14 protein-coding genes, 3 rRNA genes and 1 pseudogene are annotated in these 20,452 nt (G+C 68.4%); 4 read left to right on the top strand and 14 right to left on the bottom strand.

Annotated features, from left to right (window positions below; genetic code table 11):
* Positions 1 to 45 precede the first annotated feature (45 nt).
* The 4 genes from recN to QFZ82_RS30425 all read right to left on the bottom strand — a co-directional run bounded on the left by recN (position 46) and on the right by QFZ82_RS30425 (position 3,879).
* Positions 46 to 1,764 (bottom strand): DNA repair protein RecN, encoded by a 1,719-nt coding sequence (recN, locus tag QFZ82_RS30440; RefSeq protein ID WP_307717892.1) that lies wholly within the window; start codon positions 1,762 to 1,764, stop codon positions 46 to 48.
* Positions 1,765 to 1,860: 96 nt separating this feature from the next.
* On the bottom strand, positions 1,861 to 2,793 hold the full coding sequence (locus QFZ82_RS30435; RefSeq protein ID WP_307716187.1) for an NAD kinase: 933 nt from the start codon (positions 2,791 to 2,793) through the stop codon (positions 1,861 to 1,863).
* Positions 2,790 to 3,605 carry a TlyA family RNA methyltransferase gene (locus tag QFZ82_RS30430; protein WP_307716186.1) on the bottom strand — a complete coding sequence of 272 codons (816 nt, stop codon included), beginning with the start codon at positions 3,603 to 3,605 and terminating at the stop codon, positions 2,790 to 2,792. Before QFZ82_RS30430 ends, QFZ82_RS30435 begins: the two co-directional genes overlap by 4 nt.
* Positions 3,606 to 3,612: 7 nt before the next feature.
* Entirely contained in the window at positions 3,613 to 3,879 is a 267-nt protein-coding gene (locus QFZ82_RS30425) for a hypothetical protein (RefSeq protein ID WP_307716185.1), read from the bottom strand.
* A gap of 42 nt (positions 3,880 to 3,921) precedes the next feature.
* On the opposite strand from QFZ82_RS30425, the gene QFZ82_RS30420 reads away from it, so the two are divergent.
* Positions 3,922 to 4,269: an SCP2 sterol-binding domain-containing protein gene (locus tag QFZ82_RS30420; RefSeq protein WP_307716184.1), complete on the top strand. Its 348-nt coding sequence runs from the start codon at positions 3,922 to 3,924 to the stop codon at positions 4,267 to 4,269.
* 477 nt (positions 4,270 to 4,746) lie between these two features.
* Here QFZ82_RS30420 and QFZ82_RS30415 read toward each other — a convergent pair whose 3' ends face one another.
* From QFZ82_RS30415 to QFZ82_RS30400, 4 genes and pseudogenes are all read right to left on the bottom strand, one after another.
* Entirely contained in the window at positions 4,747 to 5,547 is an 801-nt protein-coding gene (locus tag QFZ82_RS30415) for an ABC transporter ATP-binding protein (RefSeq protein WP_307716183.1), read from the bottom strand.
* 71 nt (positions 5,548 to 5,618) lie between these two features.
* Positions 5,619 to 6,631: pseudogene (locus QFZ82_RS30410) on the bottom strand (FecCD family ABC transporter permease).
* A 23-nt stretch (positions 6,632 to 6,654) separates the two neighbouring features.
* Entirely contained in the window at positions 6,655 to 7,707 is a 1,053-nt protein-coding gene (locus QFZ82_RS30405) for an iron ABC transporter permease (protein WP_307716182.1), read from the bottom strand.
* 105 nt (positions 7,708 to 7,812) lie between these two features.
* Positions 7,813 to 8,841 (bottom strand): HAD-IIA family hydrolase, encoded by a 1,029-nt coding sequence (locus tag QFZ82_RS30400; RefSeq protein WP_307716181.1) that lies wholly within the window; start codon positions 8,839 to 8,841, stop codon positions 7,813 to 7,815.
* 71 nt (positions 8,842 to 8,912) lie between these two features.
* Between QFZ82_RS30400 and QFZ82_RS30395 the strand changes: the two genes are divergently transcribed.
* Positions 8,913 to 10,196: a DUF1015 domain-containing protein gene (locus tag QFZ82_RS30395; RefSeq protein WP_307716180.1), complete on the top strand. Its 1,284-nt coding sequence runs from the start codon at positions 8,913 to 8,915 to the stop codon at positions 10,194 to 10,196.
* Positions 10,197 to 10,268: 72 nt separating this feature from the next.
* On the opposite strand, the gene QFZ82_RS30390 is transcribed toward QFZ82_RS30395, so the two are convergent.
* From QFZ82_RS30390 to QFZ82_RS30365, 6 genes are all read right to left on the bottom strand, one after another.
* Positions 10,269 to 11,039, bottom strand: coding sequence for a tetratricopeptide repeat protein (locus QFZ82_RS30390; protein WP_307716179.1), 771 nt, complete (start codon positions 11,037 to 11,039; stop codon positions 10,269 to 10,271).
* Positions 10,961 to 12,268: a hypothetical protein gene (locus QFZ82_RS30385; RefSeq protein WP_307716178.1), complete on the bottom strand. Its 1,308-nt coding sequence runs from the start codon at positions 12,266 to 12,268 to the stop codon at positions 10,961 to 10,963. The genes QFZ82_RS30390 and QFZ82_RS30385 overlap by 79 nt, the downstream gene beginning before the upstream one ends.
* 188 nt (positions 12,269 to 12,456) lie before the next feature.
* Positions 12,457 to 12,573 (bottom strand): 5S ribosomal RNA (gene rrf / locus QFZ82_RS30380).
* 134 nt (positions 12,574 to 12,707) lie between these two features.
* Positions 12,708 to 15,830: ribosomal RNA gene (locus QFZ82_RS30375) — 23S ribosomal RNA — on the bottom strand.
* Between the two features lie 289 nt (positions 15,831 to 16,119).
* Positions 16,120 to 17,646: ribosomal RNA gene (locus tag QFZ82_RS30370) — 16S ribosomal RNA — on the bottom strand.
* The 16S, 23S and 5S rRNA genes sit together here, the layout of an rRNA operon.
* A gap of 544 nt (positions 17,647 to 18,190) precedes the next feature.
* On the bottom strand, positions 18,191 to 18,832 hold the full coding sequence (locus tag QFZ82_RS30365; RefSeq protein ID WP_307716177.1) for a DNA-3-methyladenine glycosylase: 642 nt from the start codon (positions 18,830 to 18,832) through the stop codon (positions 18,191 to 18,193).
* Between the two features lie 73 nt (positions 18,833 to 18,905).
* Here QFZ82_RS30365 and QFZ82_RS30360 point away from each other — a divergent pair, with 73 nt between their 5' ends.
* Both QFZ82_RS30360 and QFZ82_RS30355 read left to right on the top strand, forming a co-directional pair.
* Positions 18,906 to 19,688: a sporulation protein gene (locus QFZ82_RS30360; protein ID WP_307716176.1), complete on the top strand. Its 783-nt coding sequence runs from the start codon at positions 18,906 to 18,908 to the stop codon at positions 19,686 to 19,688.
* Between the two features lie 43 nt (positions 19,689 to 19,731).
* A complete protein-coding gene (locus QFZ82_RS30355; RefSeq protein ID WP_307716175.1) occupies positions 19,732 to 20,268 on the top strand; it encodes a YbhB/YbcL family Raf kinase inhibitor-like protein in 537 nt (178 codons plus the stop codon).
* Positions 20,269 to 20,452 lie beyond the last annotated feature (184 nt).

The raw sequence follows: 20,452 nt of genomic DNA, 5'->3' as shown, positions 1-20,452 counted from the left end.
GGTGCGCAGGGCACCGGGACACGCGGAGGTCCGGCACGTCCCGGGTCAGCCGTCGGCGCGGGCCGCCGCCAGCAGCTCCTCCGCGTGCGCCCTCGCCGTCTGCGAGTCCTCCTGGCCCGCGAGCATCCGGGACAGCTCGCGCACGCGGTCCTCGCCCTCCAGGACGGTGACTCCGGAGCGGGTCACCGAGCCGTCGTTGGTCTTCTCGACCAGCAGCTGCCGGTCCGCGAACGCGGCCACCTGCGGCAGGTGCGTGACCACGACCACCTGGGCCGACCTGGCCAGCTTCGCGAGGCGCCGCCCGATCTCGACCGCCGCCTTGCCGCCCACACCCGCGTCGACCTCGTCGAAGAGGTACGTCGGCACCGGGTCGGTGCCCGCGAAGACGACCTCGACGGCGAGCATCACCCGCGAGAGCTCACCGCCGGACGCGCCCTTGGCGATGGGCCGCGGCGGCGCCCCCGGGTGCGGCGCGAGCAGCAGCTCGACCTCGTCCACGCCGTACGGCCCGTACGCGACTGTCCGGCCGCCGACCTCGACGCCGTCCGGATCGTCCGTCTGCCGGATGGCGAACGAGACCCGGGCGTGCGGCATGGCGAGCGAGGCGAGCTCCTCGGTGACGGCCTCCGCGAACCGGGCCGCGGCCTCCGTACGGGCGTCCGTCAAGGTCTGTGCCAGCTCGGAGAGTTCACGGCGCAGCGCGTCCCGCTCCGCGACCAGCTCGCCGATCCTGTCGTCGTCGCCGTCGAGCTCGGTGAGCCGGGCCGCGCCCTGCTCGGCCCAGGCCAGCACGGCCGCGATGTCCTCGCCGTACTTGCGTGTCAGCTGGGTCAGGGCCGCCCGCCGCTCCTCGACCGCCGCCAGCCGCAGCGGGTCGGCGTCGAGGTTGTCCGCGTACCCGGCGAGCTCGCCGGCCACGTCGCCGAGCAGGATGGAGATCTCGCCCATCCGGTCCGCGAGCGCGGCCAGGGCCGGGTCGTGGGCCCGTACGGCGTCCAGCGCCCGTCCCGCCCCCGCGACCAGGGTGGTCGCGTCCACGGCCTCGGGGTCCTCGGGATTGCCCGCGAGGGCGGCGTGCGCGACGGAGGCGGCGGAGGCGAGGGCCTCGGCGTGCCCGAGCCGCTCGGCCTCGGCCGCCAGCTCGACGTCCTCGCCGGGCCGCGGCTCCACGGCCGCGATCTCGTCGAGTCCGAACCGCAGGAGATCCGCTTCCTGGGCGCGTTCGCGGGCACGTGTGGTCAGCTCGTCCAGCTCGCCGGCGACGGCGCGCAGCCGGCGGTAGGCGGCCGCGTACTTGGCGTGCGGGCCGGTGACGGCGTCGCCCGCGTACCGGTCGAGCGCCTCGCGCTGGCGCGCGGGGCGCAGCAGGCCCTGCTGGTCGGTCTGACCGTGGACGGCGACGAGTTCGTCGGCGAGCTCGGAGAGCATGCCGACGGGCACGGAACGCCCGCCCAGGTGGGCGCGCGAGCGCCCCTCCGCCGAAACGGTCCGGCTGATCAGCAGCGTGCCCTCGTCGAGCTCTGCCCCGGCCTCCTCGGCGCGCAGCGCGGCGGGGGCGTCGGCGGACACCCTGATCCGCCCCTCCACCACCGCCGACTTGGCGCCGATCCGCACCAGGGCGGGGTCGGCCCGTCCGCCGAGCAGCAGCCCGAGGCTCGTGACGACCATCGTCTTGCCCGCGCCCGTCTCGCCGGTCACCGCGGTGAACCCGGGCGACAGCTCGACAACCGCGTCGTCGATGACCCCGAGCGACCGTATCCGCATCTCCTCCAACACGGACACGACCTTACGAGGTCCGGTGGCCGCCGCGCGACGGACCCCGGCCACGCATTCACTCTCCCGGGCAACGCCGGAGCGCGCTCAGTGCGGTGCGCCTCGCCAACCCGACACCGGCAGCGCGAACTTGGCCACCAGCCGGTCCGTGAACGACGCGTGGTGCAGCCGGGCAAGCCGCACCGGAACGGCCCCGCGCCTGACCACGACACGAGCGCCCGAGGGCAGCTCCACGGTCCGGCGGCCGTCGCACCAGAGCACCCCGTGCGGGGTGTGCGGCTGGACCTCGACGGCGAGCGTCGAGTCCGGCGAGGTCACCAGCGGCTTCGCGAACAGGGCGTGCGCACTGATCGGCACCATCAGCAGCGCCTCGACCTCGGGCCAGACCACCGGTCCGCCGGCCGAGAAGGCGTACGCGGTCGAGCCCGTCGGGGTCGCGCAGACGATGCCGTCGCAGCCGAAGCCGGTCACCGGACGTCCGTCGATCTCCAGGACGACCTCGAGCATGCGCTCGGGCGAGACCTTCTGGACGGCGGCCTCGTTCAGCGCCCAGTCCCGGTGCACGATGTCGCCGTTGCTGTGCACGACGACGTCGAGGGTCATGCGCTCCTCGACCTCGTAGGCGCGGGTGACGACGCGGTCGACCACCTTGTCGAGGTCGTCCCGCTCGGCCTCGGCGAGGAAGCCCACGCGGCCCAGGTTGACGCCGAGCATCGGCACGCCGGAGGCGCGGGCGAACTCGGCGCCGCGCAGCAGCGTCCCGTCGCCGCCGAGCACGATGAGCAGCTCACAGCCGTCGAGCACTTCGGGCGTCGCGTCGGGCACGGTCTCGACGGACGCGGGCAGCGGCAGGTCCGCCGCCTCGGCCTCCAGCACCCGGACGTCGATGCCGTTGCGCAGCAGGCCCTGGACGACGAGTTCGGCGCTGCGGATCGCCGCGGGCCGGCCGGTGTGGGCGAGCAGGAAAACGGTGCGTACGCGGGTTCTGGCTGATGTCGTGGTCGCTGCTGTCGTGGTCAACGAGGTCCCTCCGCCACTGCTCGGTCGACGTCCGCCGGATCGAGCTCGGGCGCTCCGGCCCGGAGCCACAGAAAGTATTCGACGTTCCCGGACGGGCCGGGCAGCGGGCTGGCGGTGACCCCCCGTACGCCGAGGCCGAGTTCCCCCGCCCGCTCGGCCACAGAACGTACGGCCTCGGCGCGCAGTTCCGGGCTGCGCACGACGCCGCCGCTGCCGAGGCGTTCCTTGCCCACCTCGAACTGGGGCTTGACCATGAGGACCAGATCCGCGTCGGGCGCGCTGCAGCGGACCATGGCCGGCAGCACGAGCCCGAGCGGGATGAAGGACAGATCGCCCACCACCAGGTCCACCGGCACTCCGTCGATCGTCTCCAACGTCATTTCACGGACGTTGGTACGGTCCTTGACGGTCACGCGTTCATCGCTCTGCAAGGACCAGGCGAGCTGTCCGTAGCCGACGTCCACGGCGACCACGTGCGCGGCGCCGGCGCGCAGCAGCACGTCGGTGAAGCCGCCGGTCGACGCGCCCGCGTCCAACGCCCGCCTCCTCTCGACCTTCAGGCCGAGCGGTACGAAGGCGGCCAGCGCTCCCGCCAGCTTGTGGCCGCCACGGGACACGTAGTCCGGGTCGTCGTCGTCGGCGGCGACGACGATCGCCGCGCTCGTCTCGACCTGGGTGGCGGACTTGGTCGCGGTGTTGCCGCCGACGCTGACCCGCCCGGCGGCGATCAGCTGAGCGGCGTGCTCGCGCGAACGCGCGAGCTTGCGGCGTACCAGCTCGGCGTCGAGACGGCGGCGGGCGACTCCTGCCACGGTGGGTTCAGCTCCTGTGGTTGTGCGACGGGTCATGGGGGCGCGTGTCGAGCGCGGTCAGCGCGTCCCGCAGACCCCGGTGTACATCCTCGTACACCTCCAGGTGGCCGTCGGCAGCGAGGTGGTCGGCGTCGGCCAGCCTCTCCAGCAGGGCGTCCACCTCGGCGTGGCCGGTGGGCATGCGCGGCACGCCGAGCGGCGCGGGCGCGGCGGGGTCGGGCGCCGGCTCCGGCGCGGGTACGGGCCCCTCCCGGGCGGGCATGGAGTCGCTCATGCCCAGACGCTACCGCGAAGCCCTGCGGTACCGTCGATCACGATGGCCACGACGCAGGAGTGCCTCGGCGCGCTCAAGAAGCTTTCGGACAACCTGGCGACGGCGGACGGCGACGTACGCAGCGCGGCGGCGCTGGACCGCTCCCTCAGCTGCCACGTCACGGACCTGGACACGACGTTCACCGGCCGCCTCCGGGACGGCCGGATGGAGGTGACGGACACGCTGACGGGCCCGCCCCGGGAGAAGGCACAGATCCGCCTGGCGATGGCGGGCGACGACCTGGTGGCGATGGTCGACGGCGACCTGAACTTCGCGAGGGCGTGGGCGTCGGGCCGGGTCCGTCTGGAGGCGGGCTTCCGCGACATCCTCCGCCTGCGCGCCCTGCTGTAGCCGGACTCCTCCACGGCCCGGGGCTCCACCGGGCGACATGCTCAGGGGCTCCGCCCCGGCCGCCGGGCCGCGGGGCAGGGGCCGCCGCCTGGAGATCCGGTATGGGGCGCCGCGCAGGGCCGCCAGGCCGTAGACGCGTGCGCACCACCGCCCGGAGTGCGAGGGAAGCCGGGGGGCGAAGCCCCCGCTCCAGAACCAGGGTCTCCCACGGCCGCCGGGGGTTCAGGCCACCGCCCAAGCGCGGCACGGGCCCGGGGCGAAGCCCCATGGCCGCCGAGCCACGGCGGGTTCGGGCCACCACCCGAAGGCGGTACGAGGTTCCGGGGCGAAACCCGCAACTGGCGGCAACCACGGCCGCCAGGCCGCAGGGGTTCGGGCAACCGCCCGAGCGCGCCCGGGGCCCGGGGCGAAGCCCCGGTTCGGGAAGGGGTGGGGCGGGGTGAGGGACGTCCCGCACGGCGGTCCGCCCCGAACGCCTCACGCCACGGTCGCCGCGCGCCTGCGCGCCACCGGTACCACCAGCGGCGTCCCCGACTCCGGGTCCTCGATGACCTGGCTCCTGACCTGGAAGACCTCCTCCACCAGCTCCGCCGTGACCACCTCCGTCGGCGCCCCCTCCGCAACCACCTTCCCGTCCCGCAGCGCGATCAGGTGCGTGGCGTAGCGCGCCGCCTGGTTCAGGTCGTGGAGCACGGCGACCAGCGTGCGGCCCTGCGACTCGTGCAGTTCCGCGCACAGGTCCAGCACCTCCAGCTGGTGCTGGATGTCCAGGTACGTCGTCGGCTCGTCGAGAAGCAGCAGCGGCGTCTGCTGCGCCAGCGCCATGGCGATCCACACCCGCTGGCGCTGGCCGCCGGACAGCTCGTCGACGTACCGGTCGCCCAGCCCCCCGACCCCCGTCGCCGCCATCGACTCCTGGACGATCCGCTCGTCCTCCGCCGACCACTGCCGCAGCAGGCCCTGGTGCGGATAGCGCCCGCGGCCCACGAGGTCGGCGACCGTGATCCCGTCGGGCGCGATCGACGACTGCGGCAGCAGGCCGAGCGTCTTGGCGACCTTCTTGGCGGGCATGGAGTGGATGGCCTGCCCGTCCAGCAGCACCCGGCCCTGGGACGGCTTGAGCATCCGGGACAGGGCACGCAGCAGCGTCGACTTGCCGCAGGCGTTCGGGCCGACGATCACCGTGAAGGACCGGTCGGGAATCTCCACCGAGAGGTTCTCGGCGATGACCCGCTGGTCGTAGGCGAGGGTGACCGATTCCGCGGTGAGACGCTGCATGGTGGTCGTACTCCCGGCGTTGTGAGGGGGCTTCTGAGAGGACATGGGGGTCGGCGCGGCGACAGCAGGCGTCATATCCGGCCGGCCCTGCGCTCGGTGACGAGCAGCCAGAGCAGGTAGCAGCCGCCGAGTACACCGGTCACCACGCCCACGGGCAACTGGCGGTCGGTGAAGGTGTTCGTGGCCGCCCAGTCCGCCACGAGCAGCAGCGCCGCGCCCGTCACGGCCGCCGCGGCGAGGTTCGGACCGGGCGAGCGGGTCAGGCGGCGGGCCAGCTGGGGAGCGCTGAGCGCCACGAAGGAGATCGGCCCCGCCGCAGCGGTGGCCACGGCGATGAGCAGCACACCGCAGCCCATCAGCACGATCCGGGTGCGTTCGACGGGCACGCCCAGCCCGTACGCCGCGTCGTCGCCCATCTCCAGCATCCGCAGCGGCCTCCCGTACGCCAGGACCACGGGCAGCAGCACGGCGCACATGATCAGCAGCGGCCGGACCTGCGCCCAGTCGCGTCCGTCGAGGGAACCCGTCATCCAGAGCGTGGCGCGGGTCGCGTCGACCAGGTCGGCCTTGGTGATCAGGTAGTGGATGACCGCGGTGAGCATGGCCGCGACGCCGATGCCGACGAGCACCAGCCGGAAGCCTGGACGCCGCGCTTCCACGCGAGGAGGTAGACGAGGACACCGGTGAGGAGGCCGCCGGCGACCGCTCCGCCGGACACGGCGAGCGAGTCCCCGCCGAAGAGCACGATGACGGCGAGCGCGCCGACGGTCGCCCCCTGGCCGAAACTGATGACATCGGGGCTGCCGAGGGGGTTGCGGGACAGCGACTGGAAGATCGCGCCGCTGAGGGCGAGGGACGCCCCGACGAGGACGGCGACAAGCACCCGCGGCAGCCGCAGCTCCCGGACGATGAACTCCTGCGCGGCGGTTCCGTTCCCGAGCAGGGTGTCGACGACGTCGCGGAACGACACGGGGAAGTCCCCGCTGCCGATGAGGACGACGGCCGAGGCCACCGCGGCCGCCGCGAGCACGAGGACGACGGCCGATGCCCGCGGATCGACCCGGACGGAGAACCCTCCGGGCATGCGTATCGCTTTCACCGGGCTGTTCACAGCTGGGCCATCCTCTTGCGGCGTACGAGGTGGATGAAGACGGGCCCGCCGATCAGCGCGGTGACGATGCCGACCTGGAGCTCGGAGGGGCGCGTGGCGATCCGGCCGACGACGTCCGCGCCCAGCAGCAGGACGGGCGCGAGGACCGCGGCGTACGGCAGGATCCAGCGCATGTCGGGGCCGGTGACGGCCCGTACCACGTGCGGGATCATCAGTCCGACGAAGATGATCGGCCCGCACGCGGCCGTCGCGGCCCCGCACAGCAGGGTGACCGCGAGCATCGCGAGGACGCGGGTGCGGTTCAGATGGGCGCCCAGGGACCGGGCGGTGTCGTCGCCCATCTCCATGGCGTTCAGCGGGCGGGCGATCAGCAGCGACAGCACCGCGCCCACGGCGACGAACGGCACGACCTTCGTGACCGTGCCCGTCTCGGCCGACGCCAGCGAGCCGACGGTCCAGAACCGCAGCCGGTCCAGCGCCGCCGAGTCGAGCAGCTGCACGGCGTTGATGTACCCGTACAGGGCGGCCGTCGCCGCGGTGCCGGCGAGCGCGAGCCGTACGGGGGTGGCGCTGCGGCTGCCGCCGAGGACGTACACGGCGACGGAGACGACCGCGGCCCCGGCGAAGGCGAACCAGACGTAGCCCGTGAGGGAAGTGACGCCGAGGAAGCTGATGGCCGACACGACCGCGGCGGCCGCCCCCGCGTTGACACCCAACAGGCCCGGTTCCGCGAGGGGGTTGCGGGTCAGGGCCTGCATGACCGCGCCGGACAGGCCGAGGGCGGCCCCGACGACCAGACCGAGCAGCGTCCGGGGCACGCGTACGTCCCGGACGATGACGTCGTTCCCGGTGCCCGTGTTGTGGAACAGGCCGTCCCACACGTCGGCGACCGGGATCGCCTTGGCGCCCACGGCGATGCTCGCGACGCAGACCAGCAGCAGGACGACGACCGACACCAGCAGCCCGGCGGCACGCAGGGCGTGGCGCTTGGGGCTCTCGGCTGCGGGTATCGGCTCCGCGCTCTGTTTCGGGGGACTCTCGACCAACACCAGGTTAGGTTAGCCTACCCTCGTATAGCGGACTCCGACCGGTTCGTGCGGCGTCCTCGCCGAGCCCCGGGCCGGCCGCCCCGCCTCGATCGGCCCGGCGCCGGGCTACAACTCCAGCCGGGCCAGCACCTTCCCCGCGTCCAGCGCGCACGAGCCGTCCCCCGCGTACGTCCACGCGGCCCCGCACAGCGCCCGCAGCCCGTCCAGCGGCGCCCCCTCACCGTCCAGCACGAGCTCGTCGCCACGCACCGCCGCGCTCCAGCCCCCGCAGCCGAACTCCCCGTCCGCCTCGGTCACTTCGGGCTGCCCCGTCAGCATCCCGCGCAGATCGGCGTCCACGTACGTCGGCCGGTGCTGCGGAACGGCCGCCAGCAACTGCGCCGCGTCCGTCACCCCCGTCAGGACGAGCAGCGAGTCCACGCCGCCGTTGAACGCGCCCTCGATGTCCGTGTCCAGACGGTCCCCGACCACCAGCGGCCGCTCGGCGCCGGTCCGCAGAATCGTCTCCCGGTGCATCGGCGGCAGCGGCTTGCCCGCGATCTGCGGCTCGGCGCCCGTCGCGATCCGCACGACCTCGACCGCCGCACCGTTGCCCGGCGCGATGCCTCGGGCACTGGGAATCGTCAGATCGGTGTTGGACGCGAACCACGGCACGCCCCGCGCGATCGCGTAACAGGCCTCCGCGAAACGCCCCCACGCCAGATCCGGCCCGCCGTACCCCTGCACCACGGCCACCGGCCCGTCCTCCGCCGACTCCACCGGCTCGAGCCCGCGCTCACGCAGCGCCACCCGCAGCCCCTCGCCGCCGACGACCAGCACCCGGGAACCCGAGTGGACCTGCTCGGAGATCAGCCGCGCCACCGCCTGCGCGGACGTGATCACGTCCCCGGCCGCGGTCGGGATGCCCAGCTCCGTGAGATGCCCGGCCACCGCGTCCGGCGTGCGCAGCGCATTGTTCGTCACATACGCGAGATGCATCCCGCCGGCGCGGGCCGTCGCCAGCGACTCGACGGCGTGCGCGATCGCCTCCCCGCCCGCGTACACCACCCCGTCGAGGTCGAGCAGGGCCGTGTCGTACGCCTCGCTCAGCGCGACCGCGCTTCCGTCCGGCCGGTTCGTGCCCTGCTGACTCATCCGTATCGCTCCTCGCTCGGGTCCGCTCCCCCGATCATCGCTCATCCCCCGTGCACGCATACGATGCCCTGATGAACAACGAAGGTCCTGCGGCCAATGGCGGCCTGCACCTGATCCCGTTCCGCGGACTGCGCTACGTCCCCGAGCGGGTGGGCAGCCTCGCCGCCGTGACCTCGCCGCCGTACGACGTGGTCGTCAGGCCCGACGGACTGCACCACCTCGAATCGGCGGATCCGCACAACATCGTGCGCCTCATCCTGCCGCAGGCCGCCTCTCCCGAGGACCGTCACCGGCAGGCCGCCGAGACACTCTCCCGATGGCTCTCCGAAGGCGTGCTGGCCGCCGACCCGGAGCCCGCCCTGTACGTGTACGAGCAGCGCAAGGGCGATCTCCTCCAGCGCGGCGTCATCGGGGCGCTCGCCCTGTCCGAACCGTCCGACGGCGTCGTCCTGCCGCACGAGGACGTGATGCCGGAGGTCGTCGCCGACCGCGCCGCGCTGATGCGCACCACCGCGGCCAATCTGGAACCCCTGCTCCTCACCTACCGCAGCGGCGGCGAACTCTCCGGGACCAGTGCCGTCATCGAGCGCACCATCCTGGGCCCGCCGGTCATCGCCACCACCACCGAGGACGGCTTCAGCCACCGGCTGTGGTCGGTCACGGACCCGGCGGAACTCACCCAGGTCGAGGACGACCTGAGCCGCTATCAGGCCCTCATCGCCGACGGCCACCACCGCTGGGCCACGTATCTGCGCCTGCGCGCCGAGCACACGGGTTCGCCAGGCCCGTGGAACTACGGCCTGGTCCTGCTGATCGACACGGCCCGCTATCCGCTCCAGGTCCGCGCGATCCACCGGCTGCTGCGCCGGCTGCCGGTCGCCGACGCCCTTTCCGCACTCGACGGGTCGTTCCGCGTCCGCGGCCTCGACGTCTCCCTGGAGCAGGCACTCGGCACGCTCGCCGAGGCGGCCGCCGAGGGCAATGCTTTCCTGCTCGCCGGTGACGGCCGCTTCCACCTCGTCGACCGTCCCGATCCGGAGCTGCTCGCCGGCACGGTCCCCGGCGGCCGCCCGGAGGCCTGGCGCACGCTGGACGCGACCGTGCTCCACGCGACGATGCTGGACCGTATCTGGCGCATCCCCGACACCCCGGACCACATCAACTACATCCACGACACGCAGGCGGCGGTCAGCCAGGCCGAACGGGACGGTGGCACCGCCGTGTTGATGCACCCGGTACCCGAAGAGATCGTCCGCGAGCTCGCGCGCGAAGGTGTGACGATGCCGCGCAAGTCGACGTCCTTCGGCCCGAAGCCGGCGACGGGCCTGGTGCTGCGGAGCCTCGCACTCGACTGAGGTCCCACACGCGGGTGAGGGCGGTACCCGGCCGGGTACCGCCCTCACCTTTTCGCGGCTACTGTCTGCCCGCTACTCGGCGGACTTGTCCTCACCCTCAGCCTCAGTCTCGGCGTCGGCCTGCGCGGCGTCACCGGTGCCGTCCGGCTCCGACACCGGGGCACCGCCCTCGTCGTCGAGGTCCGGGTCCTCGGGGGTCTCGTCGAGGTCGTCCATCACGTCCACGAACTCGACGCCGTCGATCTCGGCGAGCCGGTCGGAGGCGTCGGTGGCGCCATCCTTGTCCGCCTCGAGCGCCTTGGCGAACCACTCGCGCGCCTCGCCCTCGCGTCCGGCGGCCAGGAGCGCGTCGGCGTACGCGTACCGCAGCCGCGCGGTCCAGGGCTGCACGGAGTTCGAGGCCAGCTCGGGGCTCTGCAGGGTCACGATGGCGGCGTCCAGCTGCCCCATGTCCCTGCGGGCTCCGGCGGCGACGAGCCTCATCTCGACCTGTCCGGCCTTGTCCAGCTTCTGCACCTCGGGCTCACCGGCCATCGCCAGCGCCCGCTCGGGACGGCCCAGACCGCGCTCGCAGTCGGCCATGACGGGCCACAGTTCCACGGTGCCGGTCATCCGCCGCGCCGCCCGGAACTCGGCCAGCGCCTCGGAGTACTTCTGCGTCGCGTACGCGGCGAAGCCGGCGGCCTCGCGCACTGCGGCGACGCGGGACGCGAGCCGCAGAGCCACACGGGAGTAGGCATAAGCCCGCTCGGGGTCCTCGTCGATCAGGTTCGCGACCATGACGAGGTTCTTGGCGACGTCCTCGGCGAGACCCTTCGGAAGGCTCTGCAGCTCCTGCCGCACGTCCTTGTCGATCTCGTCACCCGTGACGTCCTCGGGGATGGGCAGCCGCTTGACGGGCTCGCGGTCCGAACGGTCCCGGTCGTCACGCCGGCCGTAGCCACCACGGTCGTCGCGGCCACGGTAGCCACCACGGTCGTCGCGCCGGTCATCGCGACGGTCGTCACGGCGGGGACCGCGGAAGCCGCCGCCCTGGCGATCGCGGTCGCGGTCGTCACGGCGGAAGCCGCCACCGCGCTCGTCGTCGCGGCGGAAGCCGCCGCCGGGACGGTCGTCACGGCGGCCGTAGCCACCGCCGCCACCACCGGGGCGACCACCACGGTCGTCGCGCCGGTCGTCGCGCCGGTCGTCACGACGGTCGTCACGACGGTCGTCACGACGGAACCCGCCGCCCTGGCGGTCCCTGTCACGATCCCGGTCGTCACGACGGGACCCGCCGCCCTGGCGATCACGATCCCGGTCCCGGTCGTCGCGACGGAAGCCACCGCTGGGACGGTCGTCACGACGGCCGTAGCCACCGCCACGCTCGTCACGCGGCCGGTCGTCACGGGAACCGCGGTACCCACCACGGTCATCCCGCCGGTCATCCCGCCGGTCGTCACGGCGCAAGCTGCCACCGCGCTCGTCATCGCGACGGAAGCCGCCACCACGCTCGTCGTCACGGCGGAAGCCACCGCCGGGACGGTCGTCACGACGGCCGTAGCCACCGCCGCCACCACCGGGGCGACCACCACGGTCGTCACGCCGGTCATCGCGCCGGTCGTCACGACGGAACCCGCCGCCCTGGCGATCACGATCCCGGTCCCGGTCGTCACGACGGAAGCCACCGCTGGGACGGTCGTCACGCGGCCGGTCGTCACGGGAACCGCGGTACCCACCACGGTCATCACGCCGGTCATCCCGCCGGTCATCACGGCGGAAGCCGCCACCGCGCTCGTCATCGCGACGGAAGCCACCGCCGGGACGGTCGTCACGACGGCCGTGGCCACCGTCGCCACCACCGGGACGACCACCACGGTCGTCACGAGGGCCACGGTACCCACCACGCTCGTCGTCGCGACGAGGCCCGCGGTCGCGGTCGCGGTCGTCGCGGCGGAAGCCGCCGGCGGTGGGACGGCCGCCACGGTCGTCACGCGATCCGCGGTAACCCCCGCGCTCACCACGGTCGTTGTCCCGACGAGGACCACGGTCCCGGTCGTCACGACCGCCGCGGAAACCTCCTCTGTCACCACCGTCCCTGCGACGCGGCTCGCGATCCGGACGATCGTCGGGAGAGTTGGTGGACATCGGCGTGACTCCTGTCTTCGGGTACCACAGTCATTCTCGCGCAGTCGGCCATCGACCGCGCTTTGGCATATCAGCAAAACAAAAAGGACCCTTGGTCCAGCGTGAACGCTGGACCAAGGGTCCTTCAATGATTGTTCGGCGGCGTCCTACTCTCCCACAGGGTCCCCCCTGCAGTACCATCGGCGCTGAAAGGCTTAGCTTCCGGGTTCGAAATGTAACCGGGCGTTTCCCTAACGCTATGACCACCGAAACTCTATCGGGCCACCCCGCAGAGCGGGGTATCGGCACTTAGCGAACAAGCACACTCTTCAATTAATAAGTGAAACTGGTTCAACCGGTGCGACTGTTCGCAACCCGGGAACCACACAGTGGACGCGAGCAAATGAGGACAAGCCCTCGGCCTATTAGTACCGGTCAACTCCACCAGTTACCTGGCTTCCATATCCGGCCTATCAACCCAGTCGTCTACTGGGAGCCTTACCCTCTCAAGGAGGTGGGAGTCCTCATCTCGAAGCAGGCTTCCCGCTTAGATGCTTTCAGCGGTTATCCTTTCCGAACGTAGCCAACCAGCCATGCCCTTGGCAGGACAACTGGCACACCAGAGGTTCGTCCGTCCCGGTCCTCTCGTACTAGGGACAGCCCTTCTCAAGACTCCTACGCGCACAGCGGATAGGGACCGAACTGTCTCACGACGTTCTAAACCCAGCTCGCGTACCGCTTTAATGGGCGAACAGCCCAACCCTTGGGACCGACTCCAGCCCCAGGATGCGACGAGCCGACATCGAGGTGCCAAACCATCCCGTCGATATGGACTCTTGGGGAAGATCAGCCTGTTATCCCCGGGGTACCTTTTATCCGTTGAGCGACGGCGCTTCCACAAGCCACCGCCGGATCACTAGTCCCGACTTTCGTCCCTGCTCGACCCGTCGGTCTCACAGTCAAGCTCCCTTGTGCACTTACACTCAACACCTGATTGCCAACCAGGCTGAGGGAACCTTTGGGCGCCTCCGTTACCCTTTGGGAGGCAACCGCCCCAGTTAAACTACCCATCAGACACTGTCCCTGATCCGGATCACGGACCCAGGTTAGACATCCAGCACGACCAGAGTGGTATTTCAACGACGACTCCACCTGAACTGGCGTCCAAGCTTCACAGTCTCCCACCTATCCTACACAAGCCGAACCGAACACCAATATCAAACTGTAGTAAAGGTCCCGGGGTCTTTCCGTCCTGCTGCGCGAAACGAGCATCTTTACTCGTAGTGCAATTTCACCGGGCCTATGGTTGAGACAGTCGAGAAGTCGTTACGCCATTCGTGCAGGTCGGAACTTACCCGACAAGGAATTTCGCTACCTTAGGATGGTTATAGTTACCACCGCCGTTTACTGGCGCTTAAGTTCTCAGCTTCGCCGACCCGAAAGTCAGCTAACCGGTCCCCTTAACGTTCCAGCACCGGGCAGGCGTCAGTCCGTATACATCGCCTTACGGCTTCGCACGGACCTGTGTTTTTAGTAAACAGTCGCTTCTCGCTGGTCTCTGCGGCCACCCCCAGCTCACCGAGTAAATCGGATCACCGGTGATGGCCCCCCTTCTCCCGAAGTTACGGGGGCATTTTGCCGAGTTCCTTAACCATAGTTCACCCGAACGCCTCGGTATTCTCTACCTGACCACCTGAGTCGGTTTAGGGTACGGGCCGCCATGAAACTCGCTAGAGGCTTTTCTCGACAGCATAGGATCATCCACTTCACCACAATCGGCTCGGCATCAGGTCTCAGCCTTAATGTTGTGCGGATTTGCCTACACAACGGCCTACACCCTTACCCCGGGACAACCACCGCCCGGGCTGGACTACCTTCCTGCGTCACCCCATCACTTACCTACTACCGCCTTGGGTCAGCGGCTCCACCACTCCGACCTCGTCCGAAGACTCAGCCGGCGGCTTCACGGCCTTAGCATTAACGGGTTCAGTACTGGGCGTTTCAAAGCGGGTACCGGAATATCAACCGGTTGTCCATCGACTACGCCTGTCGGCCTCGCCTTAGGTCCCGACTTACCCTGGGCAGATCAGCTTGACCCAGGAACCCTTAGTCAATCGGCGCACACGTTTCTCACGTGTGTATCGCTACTCATGCCTGCATTCTCACTCGTGAACCGTCCACAACTCGCTTCCGCGGCTGCTTCACCCGGCACACGACGCTCCCCTACCCATCACAGCGGGCGTTGGCCCTCATGCTGCAATGACACGACTTCGGCGGTACGCTTGAGCCCCGCTACATTGTCGGCGCGGAATCACTTGACCAGTGAGCTATTACGCACTCTTTCAAGGGTGGCTGCTTCTAAGCCAACCTCCTGGTTGTCTCTGCGACTCCACATCCTTTCCCACTTAGCGTACGCTTAGGGGCCTTAGTCGATGCTCTGGGCTGTTTCCCTCTCGACCATGGAGCTTATCCCCCACAGTCTCACTGCCGCGCTCTCACTTACCGGCATTCGGAGTTTGGCTAAGGTCAGTAACCCGGTAGGGCCCATCGCCTATCCAGTGCTCTACCTCCGGCAAGAAACACACGACGCTGCACCTAAATGCATTTCGGGGAGAACCAGCTATCACGGAGTTTGATTGGCCTTTCACCCCTAACCACAGGTCATCCCCCAGGTTTTCAACCCTGGTGGGTTCGGTCCTCCACGAAGTCTTACCTCCGCTTCAACCTGCCCATGGCTAGATCACTCCGCTTCGGGTCTTGAGCGCGCTACTATGTCGCCCTGTTCGGACTCGCTTTCGCTACGGCTTCCCCACACGGGTTAACCTCGCAACACACCGCAAACTCGCAGGCTCATTCTTCAAAAGGCACGCAGTCACGAGATACAAGCAAGCTTGCATCCGACGCTCCCACGGCTTGTAGGCACACGGTTTCAGGTACTATTTCACTCCGCTCCCGCGGTACTTTTCACCATTCCCTCACGGTACTATCCGCTATCGGTCACCAGGGAATATTTAGGCTTAGCGGGTGGTCCCGCCAGATTCACACGGGATTTCTCGGGCCCCGTGCTACTTGGGTGTTCTCCAAACGAGCCGCTGATGTTTCAGCTACGGGGGTCTTACCCTCTACGCCGGACCTTTCGCATGTCCTTCGCCTACATCAACGGTTTCTGACTCGTCTCACGGCCGGCAGACCGTGAAAGGAAAATCCCACAACCCCGCATGCGCAACCCCTGCCGGGTATCACACGCATACGGTTTGGCCTCATCCGGTTTCGCTCGCCACTACTCCCGGAATCACGGTTGTTTTCTCTTCCTGAGGGTACTGAGATGTTTCACTTCCCCTCGTTCCCTCCACACTGCCTATGTGTTCAGCAGTGGGTGACAGCCCATGACGACTGCCGGGTTTCCCCATTCGGAAACCCCCGGATCAAAGCCTGGTTGACGACTCCCCGGGGACTATCGTGGCCTCCCACGTCCTTCATCGGTTCCTGGTGCCAAGGCATCCACCGTGCGCCCTTAAAAACTTGGCCACAGATGCTCGCGTCCACTGTGCAGTTCTCAAGCAACGACCAGCCACCCACCACCCCACCCCGATACAGGGCGAGTTCACTGGGGCCGGCATCCCGAAGGGCGAGCAACGCTCGCACCCTCAGACACCCAACAGCGTGCCCGGCACAGCCGATCCCTGGATGGTCGCGTTCCACGCTCCGAGGAGCAGTACTAGCGGTCACCAGTGACCGAGTGCGCCGAATAATCAACGTTCCACCCATGAGCTGACCGTGCAGAACATTTGTCTGCAATCGGTGCTGTGCTCCTTAGAAAGGAGGTGATCCAGCCGCACCTTCCGGTACGGCTACCTTGTTACGACTTCGTCCCAATCGCCAGTCCCACCTTCGACAGCTCCCTCCCCGAGGGGTTGGGCCACCGGCTTCGGGTGTTACCGACTTTCGTGACGTGACGGGCGGTGTGTACAAGGCCCGGGAACGTATTCACCGCAGCAATGCTGATCTGCGATTACTAGCAACTCCGACTTCATGGGGTCGAGTTGCAGACCCCAATCCGAACTGAGACCGGCTTTTTGAGATTCGCTCCGCCTCGCGGCTTCGCAGCTCTTTGTACCGGCCATTGTAGCACGTGTGCAGCCCAAGACATAAGGGGCATGATGACTTGACGTCGTCCCCACCTTCCTCCGAGTTGACCCCGGCAGTCTCCTGTGAGTCCCCATCACCCCGAAGGGCATGCTGGCAACACAGAACAAGGGTTGCGCTCGTTGCGGGACTTAACCCAACATCTCACGACACGAGCTGACGACAGCCATGCACCACCTGTATACCGACCACAAGGGGGCGACCATCTCTGGCCGTTTCCGGTATATGTCAAGCCTTGGTAAGGTTCTTCGCGTTGCGTCGAATTAAGCCACATGCTCCGCTGCTTGTGCGGGCCCCCGTCAATTCCTTTGAGTTTTAGCCTTGCGGCCGTACTCCCCAGGCGGGGAACTTAATGCGTTAGCTGCGGCACCGACGACGTGGAATGTCGCCAACACCTAGTTCCCAACGTTTACGGCGTGGACTACCAGGGTATCTAATCCTGTTCGCTCCCCACGCTTTCGCTCCTCAGCGTCAGTAATGGCCCAGAGATCCGCCTTCGCCACCGGTGTTCCTCCTGATATCTGCGCATTTCACCGCTACACCAGGAATTCCGATCTCCCCTACCACACTCTAGCCTGCCCGTATCGAATGCAGACCCGGGGTTAAGCCCCGGGCTTTCACATCCGACGTGACAAGCCGCCTACGAGCTCTTTACGCCCAATAATTCCGGACAACGCTTGCGCCCTACGTATTACCGCGGCTGCTGGCACGTAGTTAGCCGGCGCTTCTTCTGCAGGTACCGTCACTTTCGCTTCTTCCCTGCTGAAAGAGGTTTACAACCCGAAGGCCGTCATCCCTCACGCGGCGTCGCTGCATCAGGCTTTCGCCCATTGTGCAATATTCCCCACTGCTGCCTCCCGTAGGAGTCTGGGCCGTGTCTCAGTCCCAGTGTGGCCGGTCGCCCTCTCAGGCCGGCTACCCGTCGTCGCCTTGGTAGGCCATCACCCCACCAACAAGCTGATAGGCCGCGGGCTCATCCTGCACCGCCGGAGCTTTCAACCGCAGACCATGCGATCCGCAGTGTTATCCGGTATTAGACCCCGTTTCCAGGGCTTGTCCCAGAGTGCAGGGCAGATTGCCCACGTGTTACTCACCCGTTCGCCACTAATCCCCTCCCGAAGGAGGTTCATCGTTCGACTTGCATGTGTTAAGCACGCCGCCAGCGTTCGTCCTGAGCCAGGATCAAACTCTCCATGAATGTTTACCCGTGATCGGGTGACACATCCGAGAGCGGAACAACCGGTCGGAATAAGACCGGTCGTTCACAGCATCCTCGCTGTGATTGCCATCCCGCAAGCGGGATGGACTTTTTCAAAGGAACCTCGACCATCCGGAGATGGACGGGGTATCAACATATCTGGCGTTGATTTTTGGCACGCTGTTGAGTTCTCAAGGAACGGACGCTTCCTTTGTACTCACCCGCAGAACATCTTCTGGGGCTTTCCTCCGGGCGCTTCCCTTCGGTCTTGCGTTTCCGACTCTATCAGACTCTTTCGCGTCCGATTTCCCGGTCGGCGGGATCGCTTTCGGTTCTTCGCTTTCGCGTTTCCCTTTCGGCGTGGTCACTACTTTAGCTGATTTCCCCGGCGCCTCATAATCGAGTCGATCAGGTCGAATTTCGGCATGCCGAAATCGCACCCGTTCGGGTTCGTCGTCAGTAGTGGATGGCCGCTCCGGAGCTGCTGAAAAGCAGTGCCCCGTTCAAGCGGCTCGGGCTACGTTAGGCGTCTCGCCGTACCGAGTCAAGTTGCCCTGCGGCGCGGTGCGTGGGCCCGATACGGGCTCACCGTGCGGTCGCCCTCGATCCAGAAGCGCCACGGGTGGTACGCCCCTTCTCCGCCGACACCCGTCCGTGGGCCGTTGCGGACCTGGTCAGGGGAGGGAGGGCGGCCCTGGAGGAGGGTCAGCGGCGCGGCGGGGCCGTCGCAGAGGTCCGCCCCGTTGAGGGCGCGGTCGACGTCGAGCGCCGTGGCCAGACGGGCCGGGCCTTTGGCCAGTTCCTTGTCATGGCGGGCCGAGATACGTCGACGGCGAGTGAGCTCCGCGCCCACCTGGATCTCCCCCGCCCGCAGGAGGATTCCGCTCGCCTTGCCCTCGGGGCCGCACACCACGTTGAGGCAGTGCCACATGCCGTAGGTGAAGTAGACGTACGCGTGTCCGGGCGGGCCGAACATCACCTCGTTGCGGGCGGTCCGGCCGCGGTAGGCGTGGGAGCCGGGGTCGGACTCGCCCGCGTACGCCTCCACCTCGGTCAGGCGCAGCTCGATCGGGCCGTCCTCCGTCATGCGGATCAGCGTGCGGCCCAGCAGTTCGGGCGCCACTTCCAGGACCGGGCGGTCGAAGAAGGAGCGGGCCAGCGGCGTACGGTCGGAGCTCTCGATCATTGCTTCGAGCGTACCGGGGAACCGACTACGGTCGTCGGGCGTATGTAGGGGTCAGGACCTAGAAGGAGTGGACATGGGCTTCAAGAAGCTGCTCGCGAGCCTCGGCGCCGGTGGTGCGTCCGTCGAGACGGTGCTCACCGAGGAGAACGTCGTTCCGGGGGGAGTCGTCCAGGGCGAGGTGCGTATCCAGGGCGGTTCGGTCGATCAGCAGATCGAGGGGCTGTCCGTCGGCCTTCAGGCGCGTGTCGAGGTCGAGGGCGGTGACCAGGAGGTCAAGCAGAACGTCGAGTTCACCAAGCAGCGGCTCGGTGGCGCGTTCGAGGTCAAGGCCGGCGCGGTGCACGTGGTGCCGTTCGGTCTCGAGATCCCGTGGGAGACGCCGGTCACGTCGATCGCCGGGCAGCAGCTGCACGGGATGAACATCGGTGTGACGACCGAGCTGGAGATCGCGCGTGCCGTGGACTCGGGAGACCTCGACCCGATCAACGTGCATCCGCTGCCGTCGCAGCAGGCGATCCTCGACGCGTTCGTGCAGCTGGGCTTCCGTTTCAAGAGCGCGGACATGGAGCGCGGTCACATCCGCGGGACGCGGCAGCAGCTGCCGTTCTACCAGGAGATCGAGTTCTTCCCGCCGCAGCAGTACCGCGGGCTCAACCAGGTCGAGCTGACGTTCGTCGCGGACGACCGCGAGATGGACGTCGTCCTGGAGATGGACAAGAAGCCGGGTCTGTTCAGCGAGAGCAGCGACTCGTACAAGGCGTTCAAGGTCGGGCACCACGACTTCGCGGCGACCGACTGGGCCGCTTACCTGAACCAGTGGCTCGCCGACGTCGGTGGCCGTCGCAACTGGCTCTAGGCTCGGGGAAAAGACGCAGGACAGCCGAATCGGAGGTTTTGACGTGACCGAGCTGAAGCGTGCGCCGCTTCCGCACGACTTCCACCCGCCGGTGCCGTCGTTCACGGTGGTGAGCGACGACATCGAGCCGGGGTCGGTTCTGAAGGACGCCCAGGTCTACGCGGCGGGCAACACGTCCCCGCATCTGCGGTGGGAGGACTTCCCGGCGGAGACCAAGAGCTTCGCCGTGACGTGTTTCGATCCGGACGCTCCGACGGGCAGCGGTTTCTGGCACTGGGTCCTGTTCGACATCCCGGCGTCGGTGACCGAGCTTCCGGCGGGCGCGGGCACCGGGAAGTTCGAGGGGCTGCCCGAAGGCGCGGTCCAGGCCCGCAACGACTACGGGTCGAAGGACTTCGGGGGTGCCGCTCCCCCGGCCGGTGAGAAGCACCGTTACGTGTTCACGGTGTACGCGGTGGACAGCGAGAAGCTCGGACCGGACGCGGACGCCTCGCCTGCGGTGGTGGGCTTCAACCTGCGTTTCCACACGCTCGCCCGTGCGCACGTGATCGCGGAGTACGAGGGGCCCGCCGAGAGCTGATTGTTCGTTTTCCGTTTGCCCTGCCCTGGTCTTGGAGAGATCAGGGCAGGGCAGTTTTGTTGCCGGGGGCCGGGGGTTCGCTCTCCCGGAAGGCACAGATATTGCGTTGTCCATCTCGGCGCGCCCGGCGAGAGTTGATCCGAGCCCGATGCCCGCCGACGGGGCTGGGCCGGCGAACGGGAGG

The sequence above is a fragment of the Streptomyces sp. V4I23 genome (assembly GCF_030817975.1).
Classification (GTDB): domain Bacteria; phylum Actinomycetota; class Actinomycetes; order Streptomycetales; family Streptomycetaceae; genus Streptomyces.
Note: the sequence above shows the minus strand (reverse complement) of the source record. Positions and strands in the feature narration are given on the sequence as shown.